At 39.9% G+C, this 21,361-nt stretch carries 20 protein-coding genes; 4 read left to right on the forward strand and 16 right to left on the reverse strand.

Annotated elements, in window-relative coordinates; genetic code table 11:
• Positions 1 to 20 precede the first annotated feature (20 nt).
• Positions 21 to 1,343 (reverse strand): S-layer homology domain-containing protein, encoded by a 1,323-nt coding sequence (locus QYB95_RS14460; RefSeq protein ID WP_301139061.1) that lies wholly within the window; start codon positions 1,341 to 1,343, stop codon positions 21 to 23.
• A gap of 246 nt (positions 1,344 to 1,589) precedes the next feature.
• Here QYB95_RS14460 and QYB95_RS14465 point away from each other — a divergent pair, with 246 nt between their 5' ends.
• From QYB95_RS14465 to QYB95_RS14480, 4 genes are all read left to right on the forward strand, one after another.
• The gene (locus tag QYB95_RS14465; protein WP_301139062.1) at positions 1,590 to 2,978 is read left to right on the forward strand and encodes a VWA domain-containing protein; all 1,389 of its coding nucleotides are present in this window, start codon (positions 1,590 to 1,592) and stop codon (positions 2,976 to 2,978) included.
• A gap of 16 nt (positions 2,979 to 2,994) precedes the next feature.
• Entirely contained in the window at positions 2,995 to 3,663 is a 669-nt protein-coding gene (locus tag QYB95_RS14470; RefSeq protein WP_301139063.1) for a vWA domain-containing protein, read from the forward strand.
• 69 nt (positions 3,664 to 3,732) lie between these two features.
• Positions 3,733 to 3,981, forward strand: a complete 249-nt coding sequence (locus tag QYB95_RS14475) for a hypothetical protein (protein ID WP_301139064.1) — start codon at positions 3,733 to 3,735, stop codon at positions 3,979 to 3,981.
• Between the two features lie 75 nt (positions 3,982 to 4,056).
• Positions 4,057 to 4,686: a CAP domain-containing protein gene (locus tag QYB95_RS14480; protein ID WP_301139065.1), complete on the forward strand. Its 630-nt coding sequence runs from the start codon at positions 4,057 to 4,059 to the stop codon at positions 4,684 to 4,686.
• A gap of 168 nt (positions 4,687 to 4,854) precedes the next feature.
• Here QYB95_RS14480 and QYB95_RS14485 read toward each other — a convergent pair whose 3' ends face one another.
• The 15 genes from QYB95_RS14485 to QYB95_RS14555 all read right to left on the reverse strand — a co-directional run bounded on the left by QYB95_RS14485 (position 4,855) and on the right by QYB95_RS14555 (position 21,193).
• A complete protein-coding gene (locus QYB95_RS14485) occupies positions 4,855 to 5,658 on the reverse strand; it encodes an HAD family hydrolase (protein ID WP_301139066.1) in 804 nt (267 codons plus the stop codon).
• Positions 5,659 to 5,669: 11 nt separating this feature from the next.
• A complete protein-coding gene (locus QYB95_RS14490; protein ID WP_301139067.1) occupies positions 5,670 to 6,779 on the reverse strand; it encodes a cysteine protease StiP family protein in 1,110 nt (369 codons plus the stop codon).
• Positions 6,780 to 6,819: 40 nt separating this feature from the next.
• A complete protein-coding gene (locus QYB95_RS14495; protein WP_301139068.1) occupies positions 6,820 to 8,199 on the reverse strand; it encodes a phosphoribosyltransferase family protein in 1,380 nt (459 codons plus the stop codon).
• Positions 8,200 to 8,209: 10 nt separating this feature from the next.
• Positions 8,210 to 9,397: an HpcH/HpaI aldolase/citrate lyase family protein gene (locus QYB95_RS14500; protein WP_301139069.1), complete on the reverse strand. Its 1,188-nt coding sequence runs from the start codon at positions 9,395 to 9,397 to the stop codon at positions 8,210 to 8,212.
• A 277-nt stretch (positions 9,398 to 9,674) separates the two neighbouring features.
• The gene (locus tag QYB95_RS14505; protein WP_301139070.1) at positions 9,675 to 10,253 is read right to left on the reverse strand and encodes a TerD family protein; all 579 of its coding nucleotides are present in this window, start codon (positions 10,251 to 10,253) and stop codon (positions 9,675 to 9,677) included.
• 96 nt (positions 10,254 to 10,349) lie between these two features.
• Positions 10,350 to 10,931 (reverse strand): TerD family protein, encoded by a 582-nt coding sequence (locus QYB95_RS14510; RefSeq protein ID WP_301139071.1) that lies wholly within the window; start codon positions 10,929 to 10,931, stop codon positions 10,350 to 10,352.
• A gap of 50 nt (positions 10,932 to 10,981) precedes the next feature.
• Entirely contained in the window at positions 10,982 to 11,563 is a 582-nt protein-coding gene (locus QYB95_RS14515) for a TerD family protein (protein WP_301139072.1), read from the reverse strand.
• Between the two features lie 459 nt (positions 11,564 to 12,022).
• On the reverse strand, positions 12,023 to 13,594 hold the full coding sequence (locus QYB95_RS14520; protein WP_301139073.1) for a histidine kinase N-terminal 7TM domain-containing diguanylate cyclase: 1,572 nt from the start codon (positions 13,592 to 13,594) through the stop codon (positions 12,023 to 12,025).
• A gap of 121 nt (positions 13,595 to 13,715) precedes the next feature.
• Positions 13,716 to 13,883 carry a hypothetical protein gene (locus QYB95_RS14525; protein ID WP_301139074.1) on the reverse strand — a complete coding sequence of 56 codons (168 nt, stop codon included), beginning with the start codon at positions 13,881 to 13,883 and terminating at the stop codon, positions 13,716 to 13,718.
• A 559-nt stretch (positions 13,884 to 14,442) separates the two neighbouring features.
• Positions 14,443 to 15,585, reverse strand: a complete 1,143-nt coding sequence (locus QYB95_RS14530) for a M20 family metallopeptidase (RefSeq protein WP_425609209.1) — start codon at positions 15,583 to 15,585, stop codon at positions 14,443 to 14,445.
• A 10-nt stretch (positions 15,586 to 15,595) separates the two neighbouring features.
• Positions 15,596 to 16,642 (reverse strand): ABC transporter ATP-binding protein, encoded by a 1,047-nt coding sequence (locus QYB95_RS14535; RefSeq protein WP_301139076.1) that lies wholly within the window; start codon positions 16,640 to 16,642, stop codon positions 15,596 to 15,598.
• Positions 16,643 to 17,626, reverse strand: coding sequence for an ABC transporter ATP-binding protein (locus QYB95_RS14540; RefSeq protein WP_301139077.1), 984 nt, complete (start codon positions 17,624 to 17,626; stop codon positions 16,643 to 16,645).
• A gap of 80 nt (positions 17,627 to 17,706) precedes the next feature.
• Positions 17,707 to 18,627 (reverse strand): ABC transporter permease, encoded by a 921-nt coding sequence (locus QYB95_RS14545; protein WP_301139078.1) that lies wholly within the window; start codon positions 18,625 to 18,627, stop codon positions 17,707 to 17,709.
• Between the two features lie 14 nt (positions 18,628 to 18,641).
• Positions 18,642 to 19,556: an ABC transporter permease gene (locus QYB95_RS14550; protein WP_301139079.1), complete on the reverse strand. Its 915-nt coding sequence runs from the start codon at positions 19,554 to 19,556 to the stop codon at positions 18,642 to 18,644.
• Positions 19,557 to 19,621: 65 nt separating this feature from the next.
• A complete protein-coding gene (locus QYB95_RS14555; RefSeq protein WP_345783724.1) occupies positions 19,622 to 21,193 on the reverse strand; it encodes an ABC transporter substrate-binding protein in 1,572 nt (523 codons plus the stop codon).
• Positions 21,194 to 21,361: the final 168 nt, after the last annotated feature.

Here is a 21,361-nt window from a genome sequence, read left to right on the forward strand (position 1 = left end):
CTTATCTATTTAGCCTTCATTTACTGCGGATATAATTCAGCTGGAACATTCCATAAATGCCCGGAGTTGTTCGCGTATATTCCCATGATGATATCCTGGTCAACATACTTGTAAATATAGATTTTTTCTCCATTGTCCTGGGCAGTTTTCAGAAGTTCGACCTTTTGACCTTGCTGATCTAGATAGGGTTTTATTTCTTCCCACGATAGGTTCACGGGTTCTTCTTCAACCGAAACCCATTTATAGTGGTCCATTACCCACTTTCCATTTTCTTTTACCACCGTATAGTAGATTGTACTGCCACTGGAAATCATATTATCCAATTCAATGCTGGACGCTACAAATCGGTCGCCCGTATTTTCATGTAAAGTGAATTGAATATCTAGATTCTCTTGTGGATAAGGGGGCATGTCACACGAGCAGAAGAATTCATCTTTCACCGTTTTCAGGAATCCGTCCGTGAAGTCTTCAGATGCGTAATTTAACAATTCCGGTCTTAGAATTTTAAAATCTGGCGGGTTATCAAAGGACCAGTTATGTTCTTCCCCTAATCGATTGAATGTCTCTACAATTCCAGACATTAGCTCACCGACAATTTCTTTGGCTTCATCTTCTGTCACTTTATTCAAATCTGTATCAACGATCGCTTCCTCTTTTTTCACTAACTCATCGAAAGAGGAGTCCTTGTTTTCTTGATAAGTACTGGAAGCCACTTCACTTACTTCATCCAAGTGCTGCCCAGTCATGTTGTATAAAAAGGTAACGGCTTCTGCTCGAGTAAGTTCATTTTCCGAACCAAAATACCGCAGAACGTCATTTTTTTGGCCTATGTTTTGACCTTTTGATATTTTATGATCTAGTAAAAAATCTATTGATTGCGTTAAATCCAAATCATCATGTGCTAAATAAACTAAGGCTTGCGCCACTTCACCACGTTTGACTGGTTGATTGCGGATCGACTGTTCGGCATACCCATTCAAGGGTACTCCATAGGCAGCTAGTGAATAATATGCCTCATCTGACCAATGTTCAGTTGGCTTACTGTTTTTTTGCTGTGTGTTGTTTACCGATTCTAAATTAAAGAAGTCTTTTAACATCGCAGCAAACTGTGCCTCCGTGACTTTGTCGGCCGGACCGAATTCCCCATTTTTATAACCACTCACTATTCCTTGTTCATTTGCCCAAGCGACTGCTTCGTATGCAAAGTGATTAGCTTTTACGTCTGGGAAGCCTGATACCTGTTTATTTGAAAGCCCTTCTACAGAGGAATTTGCTGCCAGAGCATTAGACTGGAGACCAACAGCAAGACAACATAAAATAATTATTCCCAAAAACTTTTTCATAGAGTCCTCCCCTAGCACTTTTATACTTTTTAATTTTATCCATTATATAAATCTATGTTACATCCACCCAAAACATTCTCATATCTTCCAGCAATACTAGTAATAGAGGAGAAACTCATCGTCCATAGTCACTTTGCACCCCTACCTTTCACTTATTTTCCCTAAATTTTTATGTATAAAACCTATAGCCTTTTACATGGGATATAATGGATATGTGATATTATTTCAATTTAAAATGGAGGGTCTATGAAAACATTAATTCGTGGTGAAAAAGTAAATATCTCTGATTATACTTCTGCAACACAGCTTGAAGTGGAAGTGCATGTCTCTTCAAATTTCGAGACTGATATTACGTGTTTTGGGCTAGACCAGCAAAAACAGCTTACCGACGATCAATATATGATTTTTTACAATCAATTAAATTCCCCATCCAGTGAAATACAGCTTCAGAACCTTGGGAATGGCAGCGGAACATTTCTCATTGATTTAGCGAAAATCCCTTCTTCCATCCAATATCTCGTTTTCACGGCAGCAATCGATGGCAATGGAACAATGGGAACGATTCAAGACGGTTTCCTTAAAGTCAAGGCGGGAAATCAAACACTGCTTGACTATTCTTTTAATGGCAATGATTTCAAAAATGAAAAAGCCGTCATCATAACAGAGATTTACAATTATAAATCTCTTTGGAAGGTGTCGTCTGTTGGAAGTGGATTTGACGGAGGCCTGGGTGCTTTATTAGCAAGCTTCGGTGGTACGGCTTCAGAAACGCAGACTCAAAATGAAGCGCCAGCACCTTCTCCATCAATCGCTTCAACAAATCCAACAGCATCAATACCACCTGCTGCTCCAGTACTCGATAAAAAGGTGCTGCTGGAGAAGAAGATGGCGCAACAGGCACCGAAACTTCTGGATCTTTCAAAGAAAGCCAAAATTTCATTGGAAAAAGTAGGGCTGCAAGATCACACCGGGAAGGTTGCCCTTTGCTTGGATATTTCCGGGTCCATGTCACAAATGTACCGTTCCGGCAAGATCCAGGAATTTGTGGAACGGATTCTGGCTCTGGGTACCCGCTTTGACGATGACGGTTCCATCGATATCTTCTTATTCGGCAAAAATGCCCATGACGCAGGAGAAATCACGATTGATAACTTTAACGGCTCCGTGGATCGATTAATTCGTGAATACCCGCTCGAAGGCAATACTTTCTACGGCAAAGCAATGAAAATTATCCGCAAACATTATTTTGGACATGGTGGCAAACGCGATAAACCATATTCTCAAAAACACCCGATTTACGTGATGTTTGTAACGGATGGTGCCCCTTTTGATAAGGCTGATGCATCGAGCCATATCCAGCACTCATCGTACGAACCCATCTTCTGGCAGTTCATGGCCATTGGGAAATCCAATAAAAGTGCTAAAAAGAAAGGTGGTTTCTTCAGTAGTATTTTCCAATCCGATTTCACGTTCCTTGAGCAACTAGATAATTTAAGCGGCCGCTATGTCGATAACGCCAACTTCTTCAGTGTGGAAGATCCGCTGGAGCTTTCGGATACTGAACTCTATGATCTACTGATGGCAGAATATCCAGGCTGGGTGAAGAGCGCTTCCCAAAAGGGCTTGACCCAGTAAAATTAGGAGGAGCAAAATGTCTACTATCTCTTTAAGAAAAGATAAGGTAAAAGTTGTACTAGAAAAGAAAAAATTAACCGGTGTCCGCGCAAAAGTTGGACTCGTTCTGGATATTTCCGGTTCAATGCGCCGTTTATACAAAATCGGCGAAGTGCAGGAAGCTGTCGAGCGGATCGCCGCTGTTGCTTCCCAGTTTGATGACGATGGTTCCTTGGATATCTGGGTGTATGACAATGAATTCGCACGACTGCCGGAGGTTACCGAGCATAACCTGCTTGGCTATGTTGAAAAGAACATCCTTAATAACGAAGACATTCATAAATTCGGACGCAACGATGAACCCCAAGTAATGGCGGATGTTATTAAAAAATACACGCTGGAAGAAACTTCAGAAGAACCCGTTTTCTTAATCTTTATCAATGACGGCGGCTGTAAACCTGGCATTAAGAAATTTATTGTGGAATCATCAACGAAACCAATCTTTTGGCAATTTGTCGGCATCGGCGATTCCAATTTTGATGTCCTCCGAAAACTGGATACAATGGAAGGACGCCTGATTGACAACGCAAATTTCTTCCACTTTGAAGATATCGAAAAAATCACCGACGAACAGCTCTACGAAAACCTTTTGGACGAATTCCCCTCCTGGCTTGCAGAAGCTAAGGAAAAAGGGATTTTGAAGTAAGAGGATTTGCCTGAACCTTGTTAAGCTTGGCTTAGCAAGGTTTTTTATTTTGTGGAGAAATTTTGGGTTGTGGGATTTTTATATTTTTTTGTTATTTTGAGTGATTTTTTGATTGCGGATTCTGAAGTGGCTAGATTATCGGGAAAAGTGGCTAGTTTTCGACAAAAAGTGGCTAGATTATCGGGAAAAGCGGCTAGATTAATTCAAAAAGTGGCTAGATTAATTCTCTGTGCAAACTTTCCTATTCTTTACCCTGATCTAATCATAAAATATATTCTCATCATTTCCCACTATTTTATTCACTGGTTTTCCACCTAACATCTAACAATTTTCCACGGTATAAAAAAGCGATTCAAAATCAAAATAAGTAGCGTGATAAGGAGGTGTGAAGTAATGAAAAAATTAGCGAGCTTACTTCTATTTTGTGGCCTATTCCTGTTTTCGTTCAGTGATACGACTCATGGACAAGGTGTCACGATGTACAAGGAGCCACCTTTTGAATATTATAAGGTCTCCAAAGGGGATACTTTCTGGTTCATTGCCAAACGTTACGGGCTGGATTATAGGGAATTGATGAGGCTGAATCCAACGGTCGATCCGCTGAATATGCAAGTTGGGTCAACGATTCGATTAAAGGGATCAGGTACCTCTGTCGCAAGCTTTGAAGAAGAAGTGGTTCGCTTAGTGAATGTTGAAAGACAAAAAAGTGGATTGCGTCCCCTCCTTCATCGGGCGGATGTGAAAAATGTTGCCGAAAAGAAGGCGATGGATATGATCAACAGCAACTATTTCAGTCATACGAGCCCGAACTATGGAAGTCCTTTCGATATGTTGAAGACTTTCGGCATTTCTTATAGAGCTGCAGCTGAGAACATCGCTAAAGGACAAAGGTCTCCACAGGAGGTAATGAATTCCTGGTTGAATTCTTCCGGACACAGGGCCAATATTTTAAATGGCCAATACAACGGGATTGGTGTCGGTTACTATAACGGCGCATGGGTGCAGATGTTTGTTCAGTCTTAAAAACAAGTAGCCGTCACATAAGGGCGGCTACTTTCATTTAGTGTGCGTGATAATCTCACACTAGTTTTACCTTCTGCAGTTTCACATAAATTGCGAGAGCTTTTAAGAAGGTTCGAGGCTCTTAATATTTGTAGTTTATCTGAATCGCATACCATGGATTCAGATAAGTTACCTCACTACATTCAACTCCAAGATGTTGCGTAGTAGTTCTTCCGTTGACATAGCGCCCAAGCCGTTCAAGAATATAACTTTTTCGTCATTTGGCTGCTTTTCATAGAGCTCGCCGTGTGTCTGGCTATAACCATAGTCGGCTTCAAGGAGCATGGCGTAATCCATCATGGAATCGCCTGCAGCGACATGGAGGTCATATTCCACAAAGGTTTGTAGGTATTGAACAGCATAGGCTTTATCTAGGCATGTCGGCAACACATATAATTTTCTTCCATGAAGGAAGATGCTCCATCCCATTGGGGCCAGCTCTGCTTGAAACTCTGCCAACTCTCCCCGAGGCACAAGCTCTCGATCGACACGGAACATAAAGAATAAATCATCTACATAGTATTCCCCTAATACCCATGATTCATGGCGGATTTTCGCAAAAGTCCTGAGCATCTCTTCCTTAGGCTGAGATTGCTCTGACAAACGACTTTTCACTATTTTATTCCACTCCAAATCGGGCTTGCCATCGATTAAAACATTTCCCCCATTCGTTGTAATCGCGTATTTGGGGTTTATATCCCTTGCAATCGCATGGATTCTTTCATATTCATGTACCGCTCTCGTTGTAACCGGCACAAAAAGATGTTCTTTACTAAATTGCTTTAGCAACTCCATGGAATCATGGGACATATAAGACCTGATGAGTTCTTCATTATGTTCCACCGGGACGACATCACCTGCTATTGGATATGTCTGCATCATGGTATTTGAATAAATTAAAGTCCGGTCCAAATCTGAAGTAAATAGTATCAACGTATATCCCCCTATAATTCCTTAATTATTCCACAACACGAGTAAGACATATCTTTATATTCTTCAATCGGTACATTTCGCTCCTTGGCAAGCATCAGGATATGGGTTAAGTCATTTGATTGCTCGGGATTCACAAGAATTTTCCAAGGTACACGACGCAATAGGACTCTAGTTGTTTCCCCTACACCCGGCTTGATGAAATTCCTGTTTTGGATGCCAAATCGTTCCTGAATTAATTCAACCGATTTCATCCCTTTCCAGGAAGGCGTTGTATCCTCTTTTCGAAGTCTCCCCAGCTCTGCCATTATTTCATTTTGCACATGCTCGAACTCAGTTGCTAACGTATCCACGTAAAGATTCGACACATCAGCATCTGCCAATTCCTTATAATACTTTGCACCGTGGAAATCATTCTCGTCCATGATGTCATGGTTCAGTACTGTGCGGCTGACCAATCCTGATACCGTCGAATTTAGGCAAGCCGATGGAATTAAAAAGTCGTCGCGTGTTCCGTAAATACTGACACAATGGCCAGGGTCAGCCAATACACTTAAAGTTGGATCAAGTATAACCCCACGGCTGTCATTATAAGCCTTGCAGGATTTTTCCAATTCAAAGGTAATAGCTCCTTTTCCTGTCCAGCCATCGACAAATTGTATTCTTGCCTGTTCGTGCTGGTCATAGATATAGTCAATGGCCGTTTCATCAAACCCTCTTCCTCGAATAATGGAGATGGAGTAATGGGGAATATCCACTTGATATTTGAAGGCTAAGTATCTTTTTATCAGGATGCCGATTGGTGTACCCGCTCTTGCTAAACTAACCAGCACCAGATTCTCAAGACCATTTCTCTCCATGATCTGCTCCGCAACCACACCGACAGCGATGGCAACACGTTTCGAGTACTGCTCCAACGTATTATGAAATAAATTCAAATACTCCTCGGTTGGCTGGTATTCTACAGGCAGCATTTCTGAATAATGCGTACCCGATTGAATCAGTCTTTCTTTTTCATCTGAATTTATCTCGATCTGATAATTGCTTATATCCCGCAATAAAAAAATGACATCCTCTTGGCGATAGCTCCCCATTTTATCCGGTTTCGCAATTGGTTTGTTCATACATTCACCCTCCATGCTTTTGCAGCTTGGCGTTAGCAGCTTACTCGATGATTTCCGTCAAATTCACAATATGAATATAAGGTATTTTTACTTTACTTAATGCCTTGATTAATGGGTCTGTCGCGTTTAAGGACGACATTCTCTCAAAAAGTATAAACACTTCATCATATTGGTTTTGTTCGATGTTGTACAGGTAGTTTGTGATTCCTTGGTTTTCAGGACTATCAAATACAAGTTTTTGCTGTATCGTATAGTCTTTGGCATTTGAATGGTAGATTGGGCTGCGCGTCGTGGAATGAAAATAAACACCCTCCCCCATCTGGGAAGCGATGTGCATAGGCAGATACATAAATTCCCCCGTGCCAATGACCAATGTTTTTTCCCCGCGTCTTTGCTCTTTCACGTAGTCCGCTAGAGCCTGGATTTGGGTTGAAAACTCTTTTTCCTTTTCAATCTCAAGTCCAAATCTGCCAGTTGCTTTTAGATAACTCGCTTTGGTTGGAATGCCGCTGACACTCGTAGAAGAACTATGTTGAAAACCTGCAGACGGTAAAAGATGTGAAACAGGCAAATAAGCTACCTCAGCCTGGAATGTATCTTCAATTTCCAATTCATTCTCCTCAATACATGGCGTTCCGTTGATTGAAACAACCCCGTCTATCAAAGAGACCGCATGGATTTTAATGTTCAGCTCTTCCTCTAATCGGTTGTATCGTTCTCGAAATGCCTGCGTACGCCAATCAAGTATCGAAACGACTGAAAATCTATTTTTCAAAGGGTATTCTTCTTTAATTTTCCGGATAATGTTGATCGCTGTTTTTCCTGTCGTGACCTCATCATCCACTAATACGACTTCACTGTCGTCCTGGAAAAAATCCGCATCCAAGGCATAGACTCTATGACTCGTTGCATGCGAATGTTCTTCTTCAAAGTTAATAATGGATGTCAGTTGATCAATTTGCTCTCTTGTCGTGTGGATGTATTTTGCGTTATTTCCAAATGTACTGAATACGGCATGTCCCAATGCTGTCGCCGTCTCCGCAAAGCCAATAAATGTAGCGGGCTTTGGAAGGACAATCGGTTGTATTTGAAGGGAGTTCCATACCTCTTCAAGCCCTTCATTTGTTTGGATGGCTTTGGCGATTTTTTCGGCACGTGGATCGCTTTCTCCGTGAACAACTTCTAAATAGCGCATCGCTAATAAATTTCCTACAAGCAATGGTATTTTAGGATTGACGGCAAGATGTTTTCCTAAAACCCGACTTACAAATAAGAAGCTTCGGTTTTTATTGATTCGTGCTGCCATTCGAAATAACTGTTCAAGGTGGAAATTATACGGATTAAGCATCACTTCCACTTCAACGGTTAAATCATCTAATACATGATAAACTTCCTTATTTTCAACAGGTTTCAGAATCATCTCTCCTCATCTACTCCTCTTCATCTTCTATGATTAAACTCGTATAATCCTGATCTTCATTAAATACACCAAAGGCTTTCGCTCTCAGCAGGATGCGTTTAGCCCAGTAATAATGCGGTTTGACTTCATTCATCTTATTTTGGTAGTGACTTTTCAGAACCCCCACGTTTCCTTCGGCATTATTTATAATACTTAAGGCATCCATATATTCTTCGTGGGTTACTGTATATAGGGCATGCACAGGTTTAATATGTGTTGGATGAATGATCGTCTTTCCGATAATGCCATTTAGCTTGTCTAAAATGACTTCATTAATAAGCCCGTCCAAGAATTCGTTGATTAACTCCTTACGTTTCAGGACCCCAGTGCTTCCGTGTCTGTCTTCGAATGGGCTGACACGCAGTTGGGGTTTTAAAATACGCTCGTCTTTTGAAAAATACTCCCACACCGGGCCAGAAATAATATAGCTCTCTTCTCGTCTGTTAAAGACATTCAGTATATCGGCTAGACAATCCCGTATAACAGAAACGTCATAAATTGTTGTATCGACATTTCTTCTTATTCCATATAGCCCACAAAAGTCAGTGCAGCCTACACGAATATTCAAGACGTACTTCTTATAGGAATCTAGTAACTCCTTTGTCTTGATGAGTGATTCCATGCGCTCTTCTTTATAAATAAATTCCGAAGACTCCAGGATTGGCATGGCATATAGTACCGTATCCTCCGAGTTGATGTCGGCGATAATTTCCATAAATTCTTTTCCGTTCTTGTAAGAGAACTTCGGGAATACATACCCAGTCAGCACTTTATTAAATACTCCAAATTGGGCATTCATTCTCTTAAGCTGTTCAGGAGTTCGTACTCTTACAAAGATCAGCGGCAAATCCTCGACTGTGATTATGTCATTTTCCAATGCAGAATAGATAGTTTCCAAATGCTTTACCAATAGTGTTTCTGCTTCTTCTAGTTGGTTATCCCCTACTGCATCCTCCAAGTCAATGACCATCGAAGCCAAATCTTTAAATTTTTTCGTAATCACATCTCTAGCAATGCTATCCTTTGTGGCTGGCATATAAAGAGTGGCACCTAGCATATAAGAAAGAACTTCTTTATCTGAATACTTAGTAAAGGACTCTGGTTGTTTATAAAAGATTTCCCTTAATCTTTCAGGTGTCTCAAAACTAAAATGCTTCATCCCATTCCTCCCAACTTTTCGTAAAAGAAAAGCTACTGCCTATGCAACAGTAGCTAACCTATTGATTTAAACTAGTAGACTAGCTTTTGGAAACTGTTATATCTACCAATTTTTTTATTAATAAAATGATGAATATCCCGTGTTCAAGTTAGAATCGATATGAGGACGCCAACATTCGATGGGATAAATCGAAGGAAATCTAATGTGAAAGGATGGTGCCAAATAAGTGAACTATTTAAGCATGTTTTACTTATTCTCGCTTAAAGTCAGCAGACTATTACACACTCAATCCATATGCATTTACCAATGCTTGTAATCCACCTTGGTAGCCAGAACCAACGGCATTGAACTTCCAATCATTCCCGTGTTTATAAACTTCACAGAAAACAACGGCTGTTTCAATACTGAAGTCTTCACCTAAATCATAGCGTAATACTTCTGCGCCCGTATCTTCGTTAACTAAACGGACAAAAGCATTCGACACCTGGCCAAAGTTTTGGTGACGCAATTCTCCATCGTGAATTGTTACCGTAATGGCGATTCTTTGTACATCATGAGGAACTTTCGATAGGTCAATTTTAATTTGTTCGTCATCTCCGTCCCCTTCTCCAGTTCGGTTATCTCCTGTATGAGTAACTGAACCTTCAACACTACGCAGATTATTGTAGAAAATAAAATCCAAGTCATTTCTACATTTTCCACTCGCATTTAAAAGAAAGGCAGAAGCGTCTAAGTCGAAATCTTGACCACCATCAAATTGTTTAAGGTCCCAGCCTAAACCGATAATAATCCGCTGCAAGGATGGGTCCGTTTTGGTTAGATCAATACGTTGACCTTTACTCAATTGAATTGCCATATTTTAGATTCTCCCTTACATTCATTTGGAATAATCATACCTTCTATAGAAAGCAACACAGCAACTCATTTACATAAGTCACTGTGCTACAGTAAATTATCCTACTTGTAATCCAAAGTCATTACATAATGCTGCTAATCCACCTTGGTAGCCAGAACCAACTGCACTGAATTTCCATTCACCATTATGACGGTATAGCTCTCCAACAACAACTGCCGTTTCGATACTGAAGTCTTCACCTAAATCATAGCGAATAAGCTCTTCATTCGTTTCTCCATTTACTACACGGATAAATGCATTCGAAACCATGCCGAAGTTTTGTGTTCTGCTTTCTGCATCGTGGATGGTTACTGTAAACGTAATTTTTTGTACGTTTGCTGGTACGTCTTTGATCGAGATATTAACTTGCTCGTCATCTCCATCTCCATCTCCAGTTAAGTTATCACCGGAATGGACTACCGAACCATTTCCGCCTGTTGTGTTATTGTAGAAGATAAAGTCTTGAGGACCTGATACTTTGTTCGTTGCTTCCAACAAGAATACAGATGAATCCAAGTCGAAATCATGTCCACCGTCATACTTGTTTGTATCCCATCCAAGCCCTACAGTTAGTTTAGTTAACCCCGGATTTGTTTTCGTTAAATCAACTTTTTGACCTTTTGCTAAAGAAACTACCATTTTAAAAATCCTCCTAGTAATTGAATATTTTTTATTTATTATTTGAAAAATTACATATAACGGTTACAGATTTCTGAAAGGCCAGGATCTGTTGTCCCAGTCCCAACAGCAGCAAACTTCCATTCATCGTTATGACGATAAATTTCGCCAGTTATCAATGTTGTCTGGCCAGAATAATTATCAGATAAGTTATATCGAATGATTTCTTCTTTTGTTTGTGGGTTAACCACTCGAATATATGCATTTTTAATCATGCCGAAGTCTTGTTTTCTTCTAACACAATCATAAATATTTACGACAAAAACTAATTTATTATATTGAGCCGGGACATTTTTCAAGTCCACCATAATCACTTCGTCGTCGCCGTCGCCATCACCTGTTAAATTATCTCCGGAGTGAGCAACCGATCCGTCTTTACTATTTTTGTTGCCAAAGTAGACAAGGTCTTTTTTGTCTGAAAAACGGTCATTTTGAAGCATGATTACGGACGCATCACAATCAACATTTGGCGCGGATCTAAAAAACCCAGTTTTTCCGGCAGGATCCCATCCGAGTCCAACCATGATACGGCTTAAATCTGCCTTCCCTTTTGTTAAATCGATACGTTGACCTTTTTGCAAGTTAATCGTCACGAGCAATATTCCTCCTTAAAATACTAAAAAAAGTAAGTTTTTAAGTTCGCTAATTCAGTATGTACAACTATCTGCTTAATTAAATTAATCAATTAAAATACCCAATACTAGTTTAATCCGAAAAAAGTGGCAAGTAAATAAAGCACCCTTTTTTTTACATATACTTAATAATTTACTGTTTACTTTTAAATTTATGACTAAACAAGTGGAATGTGGGTAAAAAAATATAGGCTGTAATTATCGAAATAAAAATATAGCTAGATTACTGTACTTAAATGCTATATTAAACGCTTTTTTCTGATAATTAACACATTTTTCATGTTACCATATCTGACCATATGTACACAATTAATACACCCACCTATTTTTTTACAGAAATTGGCTTGCTTACATTAAAAAAACCTGACGTTTAGAAGTGGACACTTGGGTGTCGACCTTCTTAACGCCAGGTTTTTATATTTATGAAGTAAATTGTTTTCCTTCTGAATACACATGTACACGATTTCGGCCTTCTTCTTTTGCTTCATATAGGGCCAGGTCTGCATTACTAAGCACCTGTGTCAGCGTTTCATCTAAATCGCCTGAACTTTGCGCTACCCCGAAGCTCGCTGTTATCGAAATTACCAGATCGTCTACAGCCAAGGGCTCCGAGGCTATTTTCATTCGAATCTCATTGGCGACAGCGACTCCTTTTGTTGCAGCGTCCCCTTCTATTGCGATGACAAATTCTTCTCCCCCATATCGGGCAAACAGTGCGTTCTTGTGGATCTGTTTATGGCAGACTTTTGCAACATGCTTTAATAAATGGTCTCCAATTAAATGACCATATGTATCATTCACTTTTTTAAAATAATCTATATCAAATAAGATGATTGTCAAAGGGGTTTGATTCTCTTTGGCATCAATCAGCTTTTGGCCGCAGTGCTGGAAAAAAGCACGGCGATTATACACTTGGGTCAGCTCATCAAAATATGCCTGCTGCTCTAACTGCGATTGAAGTCTTTTTAACTCCGTTATTTCAGTAAGAATGATGAGCAATCCTTTTTTTTCGTCCCCATGCTGCAGTGGCGAGGTGCGAATTTGATAGATCTTGCCTGAAGCTTCAATTTCAAACTTCATTTCCTGGGATGTATCTACTTTATCTAAACTGAATTCTTCCAAATCCTCATCGATATCCTGCCAAATTGTATAAAAATCTTTTCCTAACAGGGTTTTATTTAACCGAGGAAACATTCGTTTACTAGCTTCGTTATATTCGATTAAGTGATTTTCTTCATCCAATACGATTACCCCATCACTAATACTATGAAAAATCGCATTCTTTGCGATCGGCATCACCGTAAATAACCGCGAAGAGCTGATCGCCCATAAATACAGAATCGATGTTAGCCAAAGAACCATTGGGACGGGATCGAAGCCAGGTGGCGTAGCGCCAATCAGGTAAAGAAATGCTGTCACCATGGGAACCAATTGACCGAACATTAAAGCAATAATCTGTGGACGGTACATTTTGGCTGTTTCTTTCCAGCGCAGTATCAATAATAAGAATGCAGCTAACATACAGCCAAAGGTATGCATCCCATGCACCAAATACCAAATGCCGATTTCGATCACGCTATACGGTGCCCCTAATGCCGGATCCACAACCAACTCTTTATAATGGAGATGGTGAAAATCATTAGTTGCGACCATGATCAGGCTGATGAAAGGTATTGAAAGCAACAGGATCACCCTTTTTTTCGTCACTTTTACACCTAGATATTGCATGATAAATAATAAACCAAGAGGTGATGAAAATGGCATCCCTATATATTGAACAATTGTCCACAACTTAATCTCTTGCAAATTCGATGCCGTTAACCCAAAAGCAGCTGCAAAGCAATAAATGGTAATGCTAAGGCAATAGAGCGAGAAGGAGTTTTTTATGTTGGTATATTGATGCCGTTTCAAATAAACATATATACATAAATACAAATTCAGAATACCCGATGTGCAGAACAGTGTGATATAGGTTGTTAATTGAGAAGTCACGATTTCTCCTTGTTAAACTTGCATTTTTCTATAATGTAGCATATTTTAAATTCATTTTGGCTAATTATTTCAACTTAGAGTTTGAATTTAACTCTAAAAAATAAGGAGATTTCATGTAAAGTTACACTTCTTTTAATAGAGAATTGATTCTGTCCGAGGAATCCGTTGTTTTCGTTTCTTTCACATTGCTTTTTGCCTCTACCGGTGTCTCGTCTCCGTTATCTGTACACCCTGCCATAAACACCAAGGAACACAGTAAGCACATGACTGCATATAAATTTTTTCGCATAAAGTTCACCCTCACTTTTGTCATTTCGTTTATTTTTTGCGATAGGTGTTAAAATATGCGAATTATATTGTTTCATTAAAAATTAAAGTATCGGATTAGGGTTATGTTCATTCGAAGTATTTTATTTCGTTCTATTTTCATTTCTTGTTTGTTCTATAAAATCCAACCTTATACCCTTTAAAAAGCGAACATATGTGCTATAATTAAGATGTAATAGTATAATCCTGGCAGGAAGAAGATTGGCTGACACACTTGCCTTTGAGAGGTGGTGATGCCTTTGACAGTTGCTGAAACGCTCATGTTTGCCGTCGGTTTTTCAGCGTTGATTGTTTCCGTTCTATCTTTTAACCATAAAAAATAACCCACCTTTTACGCGCGAACGACTAGATGGGTTAATCCTTTAAAACTGCCAATCCTCCTGCTGGGACCAGCTATTGCACTTGGCTGCTTGATGTTGGAGCATCAAGCGGTCATTTTTAAATTACGAATTTCTTAGTTTCAGTATACCAGATATTCCACTTTCCTAACAAGATTGGACTGAATGGGATTTACTTTTGGATTATTCCGAAAGTCGCTCAATCGTTTTAGCAAGTAGGTGGGTGCGTTCCGGGAGCGTATCTATTTCCAAATACTCTCTTTCACTATGCGCATTACCCCCAACTGGTCCTAGACCATCAACTGTTGCTACTCCAGTTGCCGATGTAAACGAAGCATCTCCTCCACCACCAGTTGCCGTATTCTTAACGGTTAAGCCTATTTCTTTTCCTACATCCTGAATTATATGAAGGAGTTCTTCGGATTGGTGGTTAAGTTCCATTGGTGGTCGACTAATCGACCCTTCAAGTACAATCTCGGTTCCTAATATTTCTGATTTGGAACAAATCTCTTTGATTTTCTTTTCTAAATAGGCTGCCTGTTCCATTTCGGAAATGCGGATATCTACAGATGCCACTGCACTTGCAGAAACTGTATTTACAGAGGTTCCCCCTTCGATCAAACCTACGTTTACACTAATCCCTTTCTCATGATTATTTAAGCTGTGCAGCTGAATTATTTTATAGGCAAGTTCTTCAATTGCACTTCTGCCCTTCTCTGGTTCGATTCCTGAGTGCGCTGCCTTTCCTTTTACAATAATTTCATAGTGACCGCCGCCTCTTCTTGCGGTAACAAGGGAACCATCCTTTCTTGCAGGCTCCATAATCAGGGCGTACTCCTTACCAATAGAATGCTTCTCAATTAAAGGGCGAGATGTTATCGAGCCGATTTCTTCATCTCCATTTAGAATAATTTGAATATTCTCTATACTCTTTGACCCTATTTTTTGCAAGGCTTTAATCGCATAGATTAATTCAACCTGGCTGGACTTCATATCCACAACACCTGGTCCATATGCCCGGTTTCCTTCTATATAAAAGGGTCTTTTGGCAACTGTACCTTCCGGAAAAACTGTATCCATATGGGCAACGAGAATTATTTTGGGGTCGTCCGCATTTTTATGCTGAATAATCATGTTGTTCCCAAATTGCTTTTGTTCTTTCACAGTAACTAAAAACCCAAGCTCTTCATACTTCTCTTTTAAAATGGCTCCTACTTGGTCAACACCCTTTTTTACATATGAACCACTGTCTATATTCACAAGCTGCTCAATTAATTGAAGCATCTCTGTTTTTTTCTCTTTTAAAAAGGTTTCCAATACTACCATCTCCTACTATTTATTTTTCAATTAGTACGCCATGCCCTTCTTTTAGAGGAAAATGACAAGCTACAAAATGGTCTGGTTTAGCTTCCATGAGCTTGGGTTCTTCACTTTTACACGTATCCTGTGCATACGGACATCTTGTATGAAAACGGCAGCCTGAAGGTGGGTTTGCAGGACTTGGCATATCCCCTTCTATTAGGATGCGATGTTTTTTGTCTCGAAGTTCTGGATCAGCAATAGGCACCGCAGATAATAAACCTTCCGTATAAGGGTGCAAAGGGTGATCGAACAGCTTTTCTTTTGTTGTAATCTCGACGATTTTACCAAGATACATAACAGCTACTCGATCACTAATATGCTTAACCGCCGGCAATCCATGAGCAATGAATATATAGGTCAGTTGAAATTCTTTCTGTAACTTTGCCATTAGGTTAAGGATCTGTGATTGAATCGAAACATCGAGAGCAGAGACCGGCTCATCACAAATTATCAGCTTAGGTTTCAGTGCTAAGGCTCTAGCAATGCCAATTCTTTGCCTTTGCCCCCCACTAAATTCATGTGGATACCGTCTAGCATATGAGCGATCCAATCCAACAACATCCAGTAACTCATAGACCTGATTCTGTAAATCTTTCCCCTTCACAACATGGTGTGTTATCAATGGTTCGGCAATAATATCGAAAACTCTCATCCTTGGATTTAATGAAGAGTAGGGGTCTTGAAAAATCATTTGAATTTCAGCCCTTTTTTTACGTAGTTCTTCTCCTTTTAATGTGCCTAAATCAACCCCTTCAAATATAATTTCTCCCTCGGTTTTATCCAGCAGCTGCATGATCAAATTGCCTGTAGTTGACTTTCCACAGCCGGATTCACCTACGATACCAAGCGTTTCACCCTGCTTGACAAAAAAGTCGATATTATCAACTGCCCTTAAATAATGTTTCTCTTTCTTAAACCAGCCTTCACTTATATCAAAATACTTTTTCAATCCTTTTACTTCTAATAAGTACTCTTCTTGCTCCGTGGGTTTGTTGTTTTTTTCCTCTACTATTTGGACCATCTAGATTGCCACCTCCTCTTGTTCATGAAGCCAGCAGCGAACTTTGTGATTTGACGATAACTCTTTAAGCTCTGGTTCCTCTACGAAACATTTCGCTGTCGCTCGGGTACAGCGCGTCTGAAATTTGCAGCCTTGTGTAATCGTTCCAGGCGCTGGTACTGTACCTTCAATTGATTGCAGTTCATCTTTTAACTCATGAATTTTTGGGGTACTGTCCAATAAACCTTTTGTGTAAGGATGCTTGGGTTCTTTAAACAGTGTAAATACATCCGTATACTCCACAACCTGGCCAGCGTACATAACTATTACTGTATCAACCATTTCTGCTACTACACCAAGATCATGCGTTATTAACATGATGGATGTATCGTTTTCATTCGTAAGATTTTTCATAAGCTGCAGGATTTGTGCTTGAATGGTTACGTCCAGAGCAGTAGTCGGCTCATCTGCAATGAGAAGCTTTGGGTTGCATGAAAGAGCCATTGCAATCATGACCCGTTGCCGCATTCCACCGCTCAATAGATGTGGATAGGAAGAGTACACCTTCTCCGCTCGAGGGATTCCTACCTTTTTCAGCATTTCAATACTTTTTATCTTTGCCTCTTCCTTGCTCGCCTTTTGGTGCAGCCTGATAGATTCAGAGATTTGATTGCCAACTGTAAATAACGGATTTAAAGAGGTTAACGGTTCCTGAAAAATCATCGCAATGTCGTTTCCGCGAAGCTTTCTCATATTACGTTTTGACATAGTCGTTAAATCCTGTCCTTCAAATAAAACCTCCCCACCTTCAATCTTGCCCGGTGACCCTATTAATCCCATTATCGATAGGGAAGTTACGCTTTTCCCACTACCTGATTCACCAACAATGGCGATGGTTTCCCCTTTCTTTAATGAAAAAGAAACGCCATCCACCGAGGGGACTACTCCATTTTCTGTATGAAAATAGGTTTTTAAATCCTTTATTTCCAATAAAGCCTCTGCCATATACTAGACCTCCTCTTCATCTCTAATAAAGTTCTGAGTACAGCGTGTTTACTGACCAATTCATCGTTTATATAAAGCACTTAATTATTTGCTCGAGGATCAAGAACATCACGAAGCCAATCACCCAGGAAAATAATAGCTAGCACCGTGATTGTAATGGCCATCCCCGGGAAGGCTGCCAACCACCAGCTTGTAGCTATGTAATCTCTTCCGTCACTTAAAATCCCACCCCATGAGATCGTTGGAGGCTGTATCCCTAATCCTAGAAAGCTTAAAGAAGCCTCAAGAATAATTGTTGTTGCAACACTCAAAGTCGAAATGACGATAAAAGGTGAGATAACATTTGGAAGAAGGTGTTTCATAATAATCTTATTGTTGCGAACACCAATTGACTTGGCCGCTTTTACAAATTCACGTTCTTTGATGGAGAGCACTTCCCCACGGACAAGCCGTGCATATTGAACCCAGTTCGTTATGCCTAACACCACGATCAACGTAGTCACGCTTGGTCCAAAGATACTTAAAATAACAAGGGCAAATAATATTGTAGGAATAGCTAAAAAAGAGTCTACTAAACGCATTAGGATATTATCTATTAATCCTCCGTAGTATCCAGCGATCAGCCCAACAAAGACGCCAATCGCTCCCGCCAAGGCAACAGCCGAGATTCCAACAGCAAGCGAAATTTGCGACCCATAAATAATCCTGCTCAAAATATCGCGGCCAAGATTATCAGTTCCCAGAATATGTGCAGATGACCCTCCATCCGCCCAGACTGGCGGTTTAAGCATCATTGCTGGATTAATGAGGTTCGGATCATGTGGAGCAAGTGATTTAGCAAAAATCGCTACAAGGGTAACAGCAAGAACAATAATCAATCCTATCGTCCCTGTTTTGCTTTTCAGCAATAGGCGTAACCAACGGACAAAAAAACTTGGTGTTTGTTTGGTTGAACTAGTAATTGTTTGACTTTGATTTTGAAGCTGTGAATTTACCGACATATGTCCTCCCCCTTCTAATATTTAATTCTTGGATCTAGCAATTTATATATGATATCTGCTAATAAGTTCATGAGAATAACGAAGAAAGCGATGATAAACACACTTGCCTGTACAATCGCCATATCCCGTGTATTGACAGCCTGGATTAGGAGTTGACCTAAACCTGGCCAAGAAAAAACGGTTTCCGTGATAAGGGTTCCTCCAACTACAGTGGAAGTTTGCAGTGCTGTTATGGTTACTACAGGAATAAGTGCATTCCGGAATGCATGTTTATTCACAACATAGAAATCTCTAATTCCTTTACTTTTTGCCGTCCGAATATAATCTTGATTGAGAATCTCCAGCATGCTTGACCGAATGAGCCTTGTCATTTCGGCGGCGATTCCCGTTCCAAGTGTTAAAGCCGGCAAAACTAGGTGGCTGAAATTTCCCCTTCCTGATACCGGAAACCACCCTAATGTAACGGAGAACAATAAAATCAACATTATTCCCAGCCAAAAGTTCGGCATCGCTTTCCATAAGACCGACCCACCAGTCGCCAATAAATCTAATGGAGAATTCTTCTTCGTAGCCGACCAAATACCAAGTGGGATTGCGATAACGATGGCAACAATCATCGAAGCTGCTGCCAATTCAAGCGTGGCAGGAAGTCGTTCAAGGACTATAGGCAAGGCACTTTGACCATAGCGGAAGGACTCTCCGAAATCTAATTGAAACAACCCTAACATATAGGTAAAGTACTGAATGTGAAAAGGTTCATTCAAACCCAGCGATTCCCGAAGTTGTTCAATATCTTCCGGGCTTGCATCCTCAGGAAGCATCAATGCAACCGGGTCTCCGGCAACAAAGACTAAACAAAATACAACAAAGGAAATTATGAAAAGAACTGGAATAATCTGCAATAGACGTCGGATCAAAAATTTGCCCATCTTCTTCCTCCCTTATGATGTAAAGGAACTAAGGATTACTCCCTAGTCCCCTTTTCATTAAAATTTTATTTACTTGTAATTGATGGTGCATAAAGCATTTCATCCGGTGTTGGATCAAAATCAACGCTGTCGCTTATACCGATATTAATTTTTTCTTGGTAAAGATTGATAAATGGTAAATCTTCTGCGGCAATCGTTGAAATTTCTTGAATCTGTTTAGCACGCTCTTCCGGATTCATATTAGAAGCAGAGGCAGCTAATAATTCTTCAATCTGATCGTTTTTGTAATCTGTGTGACCTGCATAACGTTCTGCTCGGTACCAGTCAACAGAATACGCTCCATCAAACATCGAGTTCCCTAGTCCAAGTAAGTAAGCCTCTTTGTTTTCATTTGCATTACGCATTTCAACAAAGTTACTCCACTCTAAAAACTCGACATTTACTTTTACATTAATCGCCGCCAGCATACCAGCAATCATTTCAGCTACTTCAGCATCTTGCAAGTAGCGCCCACGTGGTGCTTGAAGCGTCATCTCGAAGCCATCTTCATAACCTGCTTGAGCAAGTAATTCCTTCGCTTTTTCTACATCGTAATTATAAGTTTCATATAAATCCGGGTTATGACCGAAGTTACCAGGGCCTACCATTGTAGTTGTTGGAACAGCCCCTCCTTGCAGTACATTATTCACTAGAGCTCCGTCATCAATTGCATAATCCAGCGCCTGACGTACACGAACATCCGCTGTTGGCAGTCCTTCTGTTGAACGAAGGATTAACATGATTACACGGTTTGACACTTCTTGTACGATAGATGTACCTTCATTTGAATTCACACGTTCCCAATCAGCAGGCGGAATGTTAACTGCGATATCAACTCCGCCAGTTAGCAACTCGGACACGCGTGTTGAATTTTCCGGGATTACGCGGAACACAACTTCTTCCCATTCTTCTACTTTTCCATCATAGTAGTTGTCGTATGGAACAAGGGTGATATGGTCATCGCGTACCCATTCTTTAAATTGATATGGGCCAGTCCCGACTGGATTGGAAAGGAAGTGGTCCCAACCGTTTTCATCGATATATTTCTTAGGAAGGATACCAGACCCTAAACGAGAAAGTCTGTGGAATAGAGATGGTTCTGGTGCATGCGTGATTACTTTAAACGTTAAATCATCTACAATTTGCACCTCTTTAATTTGCTTATAGTTTGGATATTCCTTCAGCTTATCATCTGTCGCTACTCTTTCTAGCGTAAACTTCACGTCTTCGGAAGTAAGTGGATCACCATTATGGAAAGTAACACCTTCTTTTAATTTCATTTCAACTGTTAAGTCATCAATGATATTAAATTCCTCAACTAATTCAGGGTGGATTTCCCCATTCTCATCTTTTTTGAATAAGTAATTGAACATATTGACATGAATTGCTTCTGTAGAAGTGTTGTTATGATCGTGGATATCGAAGGTAACCATATCCGCACCAATCGCAATAGTTAAATTTTTGTCAGCTTCACTGCCTGTACTATTTTGTTCAGTATCGGTTGGTTCACTGGTAGTTGTTTCACCTGAACAACCTACTAGTAAAATTGCAGTAATAACAAATAAGAAAATCCCCCAAAATCTCTTTCTCTTCATCATTTCCCTCCTAAGATAGTTTTTTTCGTTCTTCCCAATTCAGATTGGGAGATTAACATTATTTTGAATAATATTAATATTCAAAATAATAAGTCATCTTTTTCCCAAAATCAACACTATTTTGTATTTATGTATATTATTGGAACGGAAGAGCCGGTTGAAATTATGATA

It is taken from the genome of Ureibacillus aquaedulcis (genome assembly GCF_030418165.1).
Classification (GTDB): Bacteria; Bacillota; Bacilli; order Bacillales_A; family Planococcaceae; genus Ureibacillus; species Ureibacillus aquaedulcis.

Excerpts from the sequence above, each read along its gene's own strand:
- QYB95_RS14465 (WP_301139062.1), top strand. The coding sequence starts at position 1,590 with ATGAAAACATTAATTCGTGGTGAAAAAGTAAATATCTCTGATTATACT.
- QYB95_RS14495 (WP_301139068.1), bottom strand. The coding sequence starts at position 8,199 with ATGATTCTGAAACCTGTTGAAAATAAGGAAGTTTATCATGTATTAGAT.
- QYB95_RS14530 (WP_425609209.1), bottom strand. The coding sequence starts at position 15,585 with ATGGTAGTATTGGAAACCTTTTTAAAAGAGAAAAAAACAGAGATGCTT.
- QYB95_RS14510 (WP_301139071.1), bottom strand. The coding sequence starts at position 10,931 with ATGGTAGTTTCTTTAGCAAAAGGTCAAAAAGTTGATTTAACGAAAACA.
- QYB95_RS14460 (WP_301139061.1), bottom strand. The coding sequence starts at position 1,343 with ATGAAAAAGTTTTTGGGAATAATTATTTTATGTTGTCTTGCTGTTGGT.
- QYB95_RS14535 (WP_301139076.1), bottom strand. The coding sequence starts at position 16,642 with ATGGTCCAAATAGTAGAGGAAAAAAACAACAAACCCACGGAGCAAGAA.
- QYB95_RS14550 (WP_301139079.1), bottom strand. The coding sequence starts at position 19,556 with ATGGGCAAATTTTTGATCCGACGTCTATTGCAGATTATTCCAGTTCTT.
- QYB95_RS14500 (WP_301139069.1), bottom strand. The coding sequence starts at position 9,397 with ATGAAGCATTTTAGTTTTGAGACACCTGAAAGATTAAGGGAAATCTTT.
- QYB95_RS14480 (WP_301139065.1), top strand. The coding sequence starts at position 4,057 with ATGAAAAAATTAGCGAGCTTACTTCTATTTTGTGGCCTATTCCTGTTT.
- QYB95_RS14540 (WP_301139077.1), bottom strand. The coding sequence starts at position 17,626 with ATGGCAGAGGCTTTATTGGAAATAAAGGATTTAAAAACCTATTTTCAT.
- QYB95_RS14555 (WP_345783724.1), bottom strand. The coding sequence starts at position 21,193 with ATGATGAAGAGAAAGAGATTTTGGGGGATTTTCTTATTTGTTATTACT.
- QYB95_RS14525 (WP_301139074.1), bottom strand. The coding sequence starts at position 13,883 with ATGCGAAAAAATTTATATGCAGTCATGTGCTTACTGTGTTCCTTGGTG.
- QYB95_RS14470 (WP_301139063.1), top strand. The coding sequence starts at position 2,995 with ATGTCTACTATCTCTTTAAGAAAAGATAAGGTAAAAGTTGTACTAGAA.
- QYB95_RS14505 (WP_301139070.1), bottom strand. The coding sequence starts at position 10,253 with ATGGCAATTCAATTGAGTAAAGGTCAACGTATTGATCTAACCAAAACG.
- QYB95_RS14490 (WP_301139067.1), bottom strand. The coding sequence starts at position 6,779 with ATGAACAAACCAATTGCGAAACCGGATAAAATGGGGAGCTATCGCCAA.
- QYB95_RS14545 (WP_301139078.1), bottom strand. The coding sequence starts at position 18,627 with ATGTCGGTAAATTCACAGCTTCAAAATCAAAGTCAAACAATTACTAGT.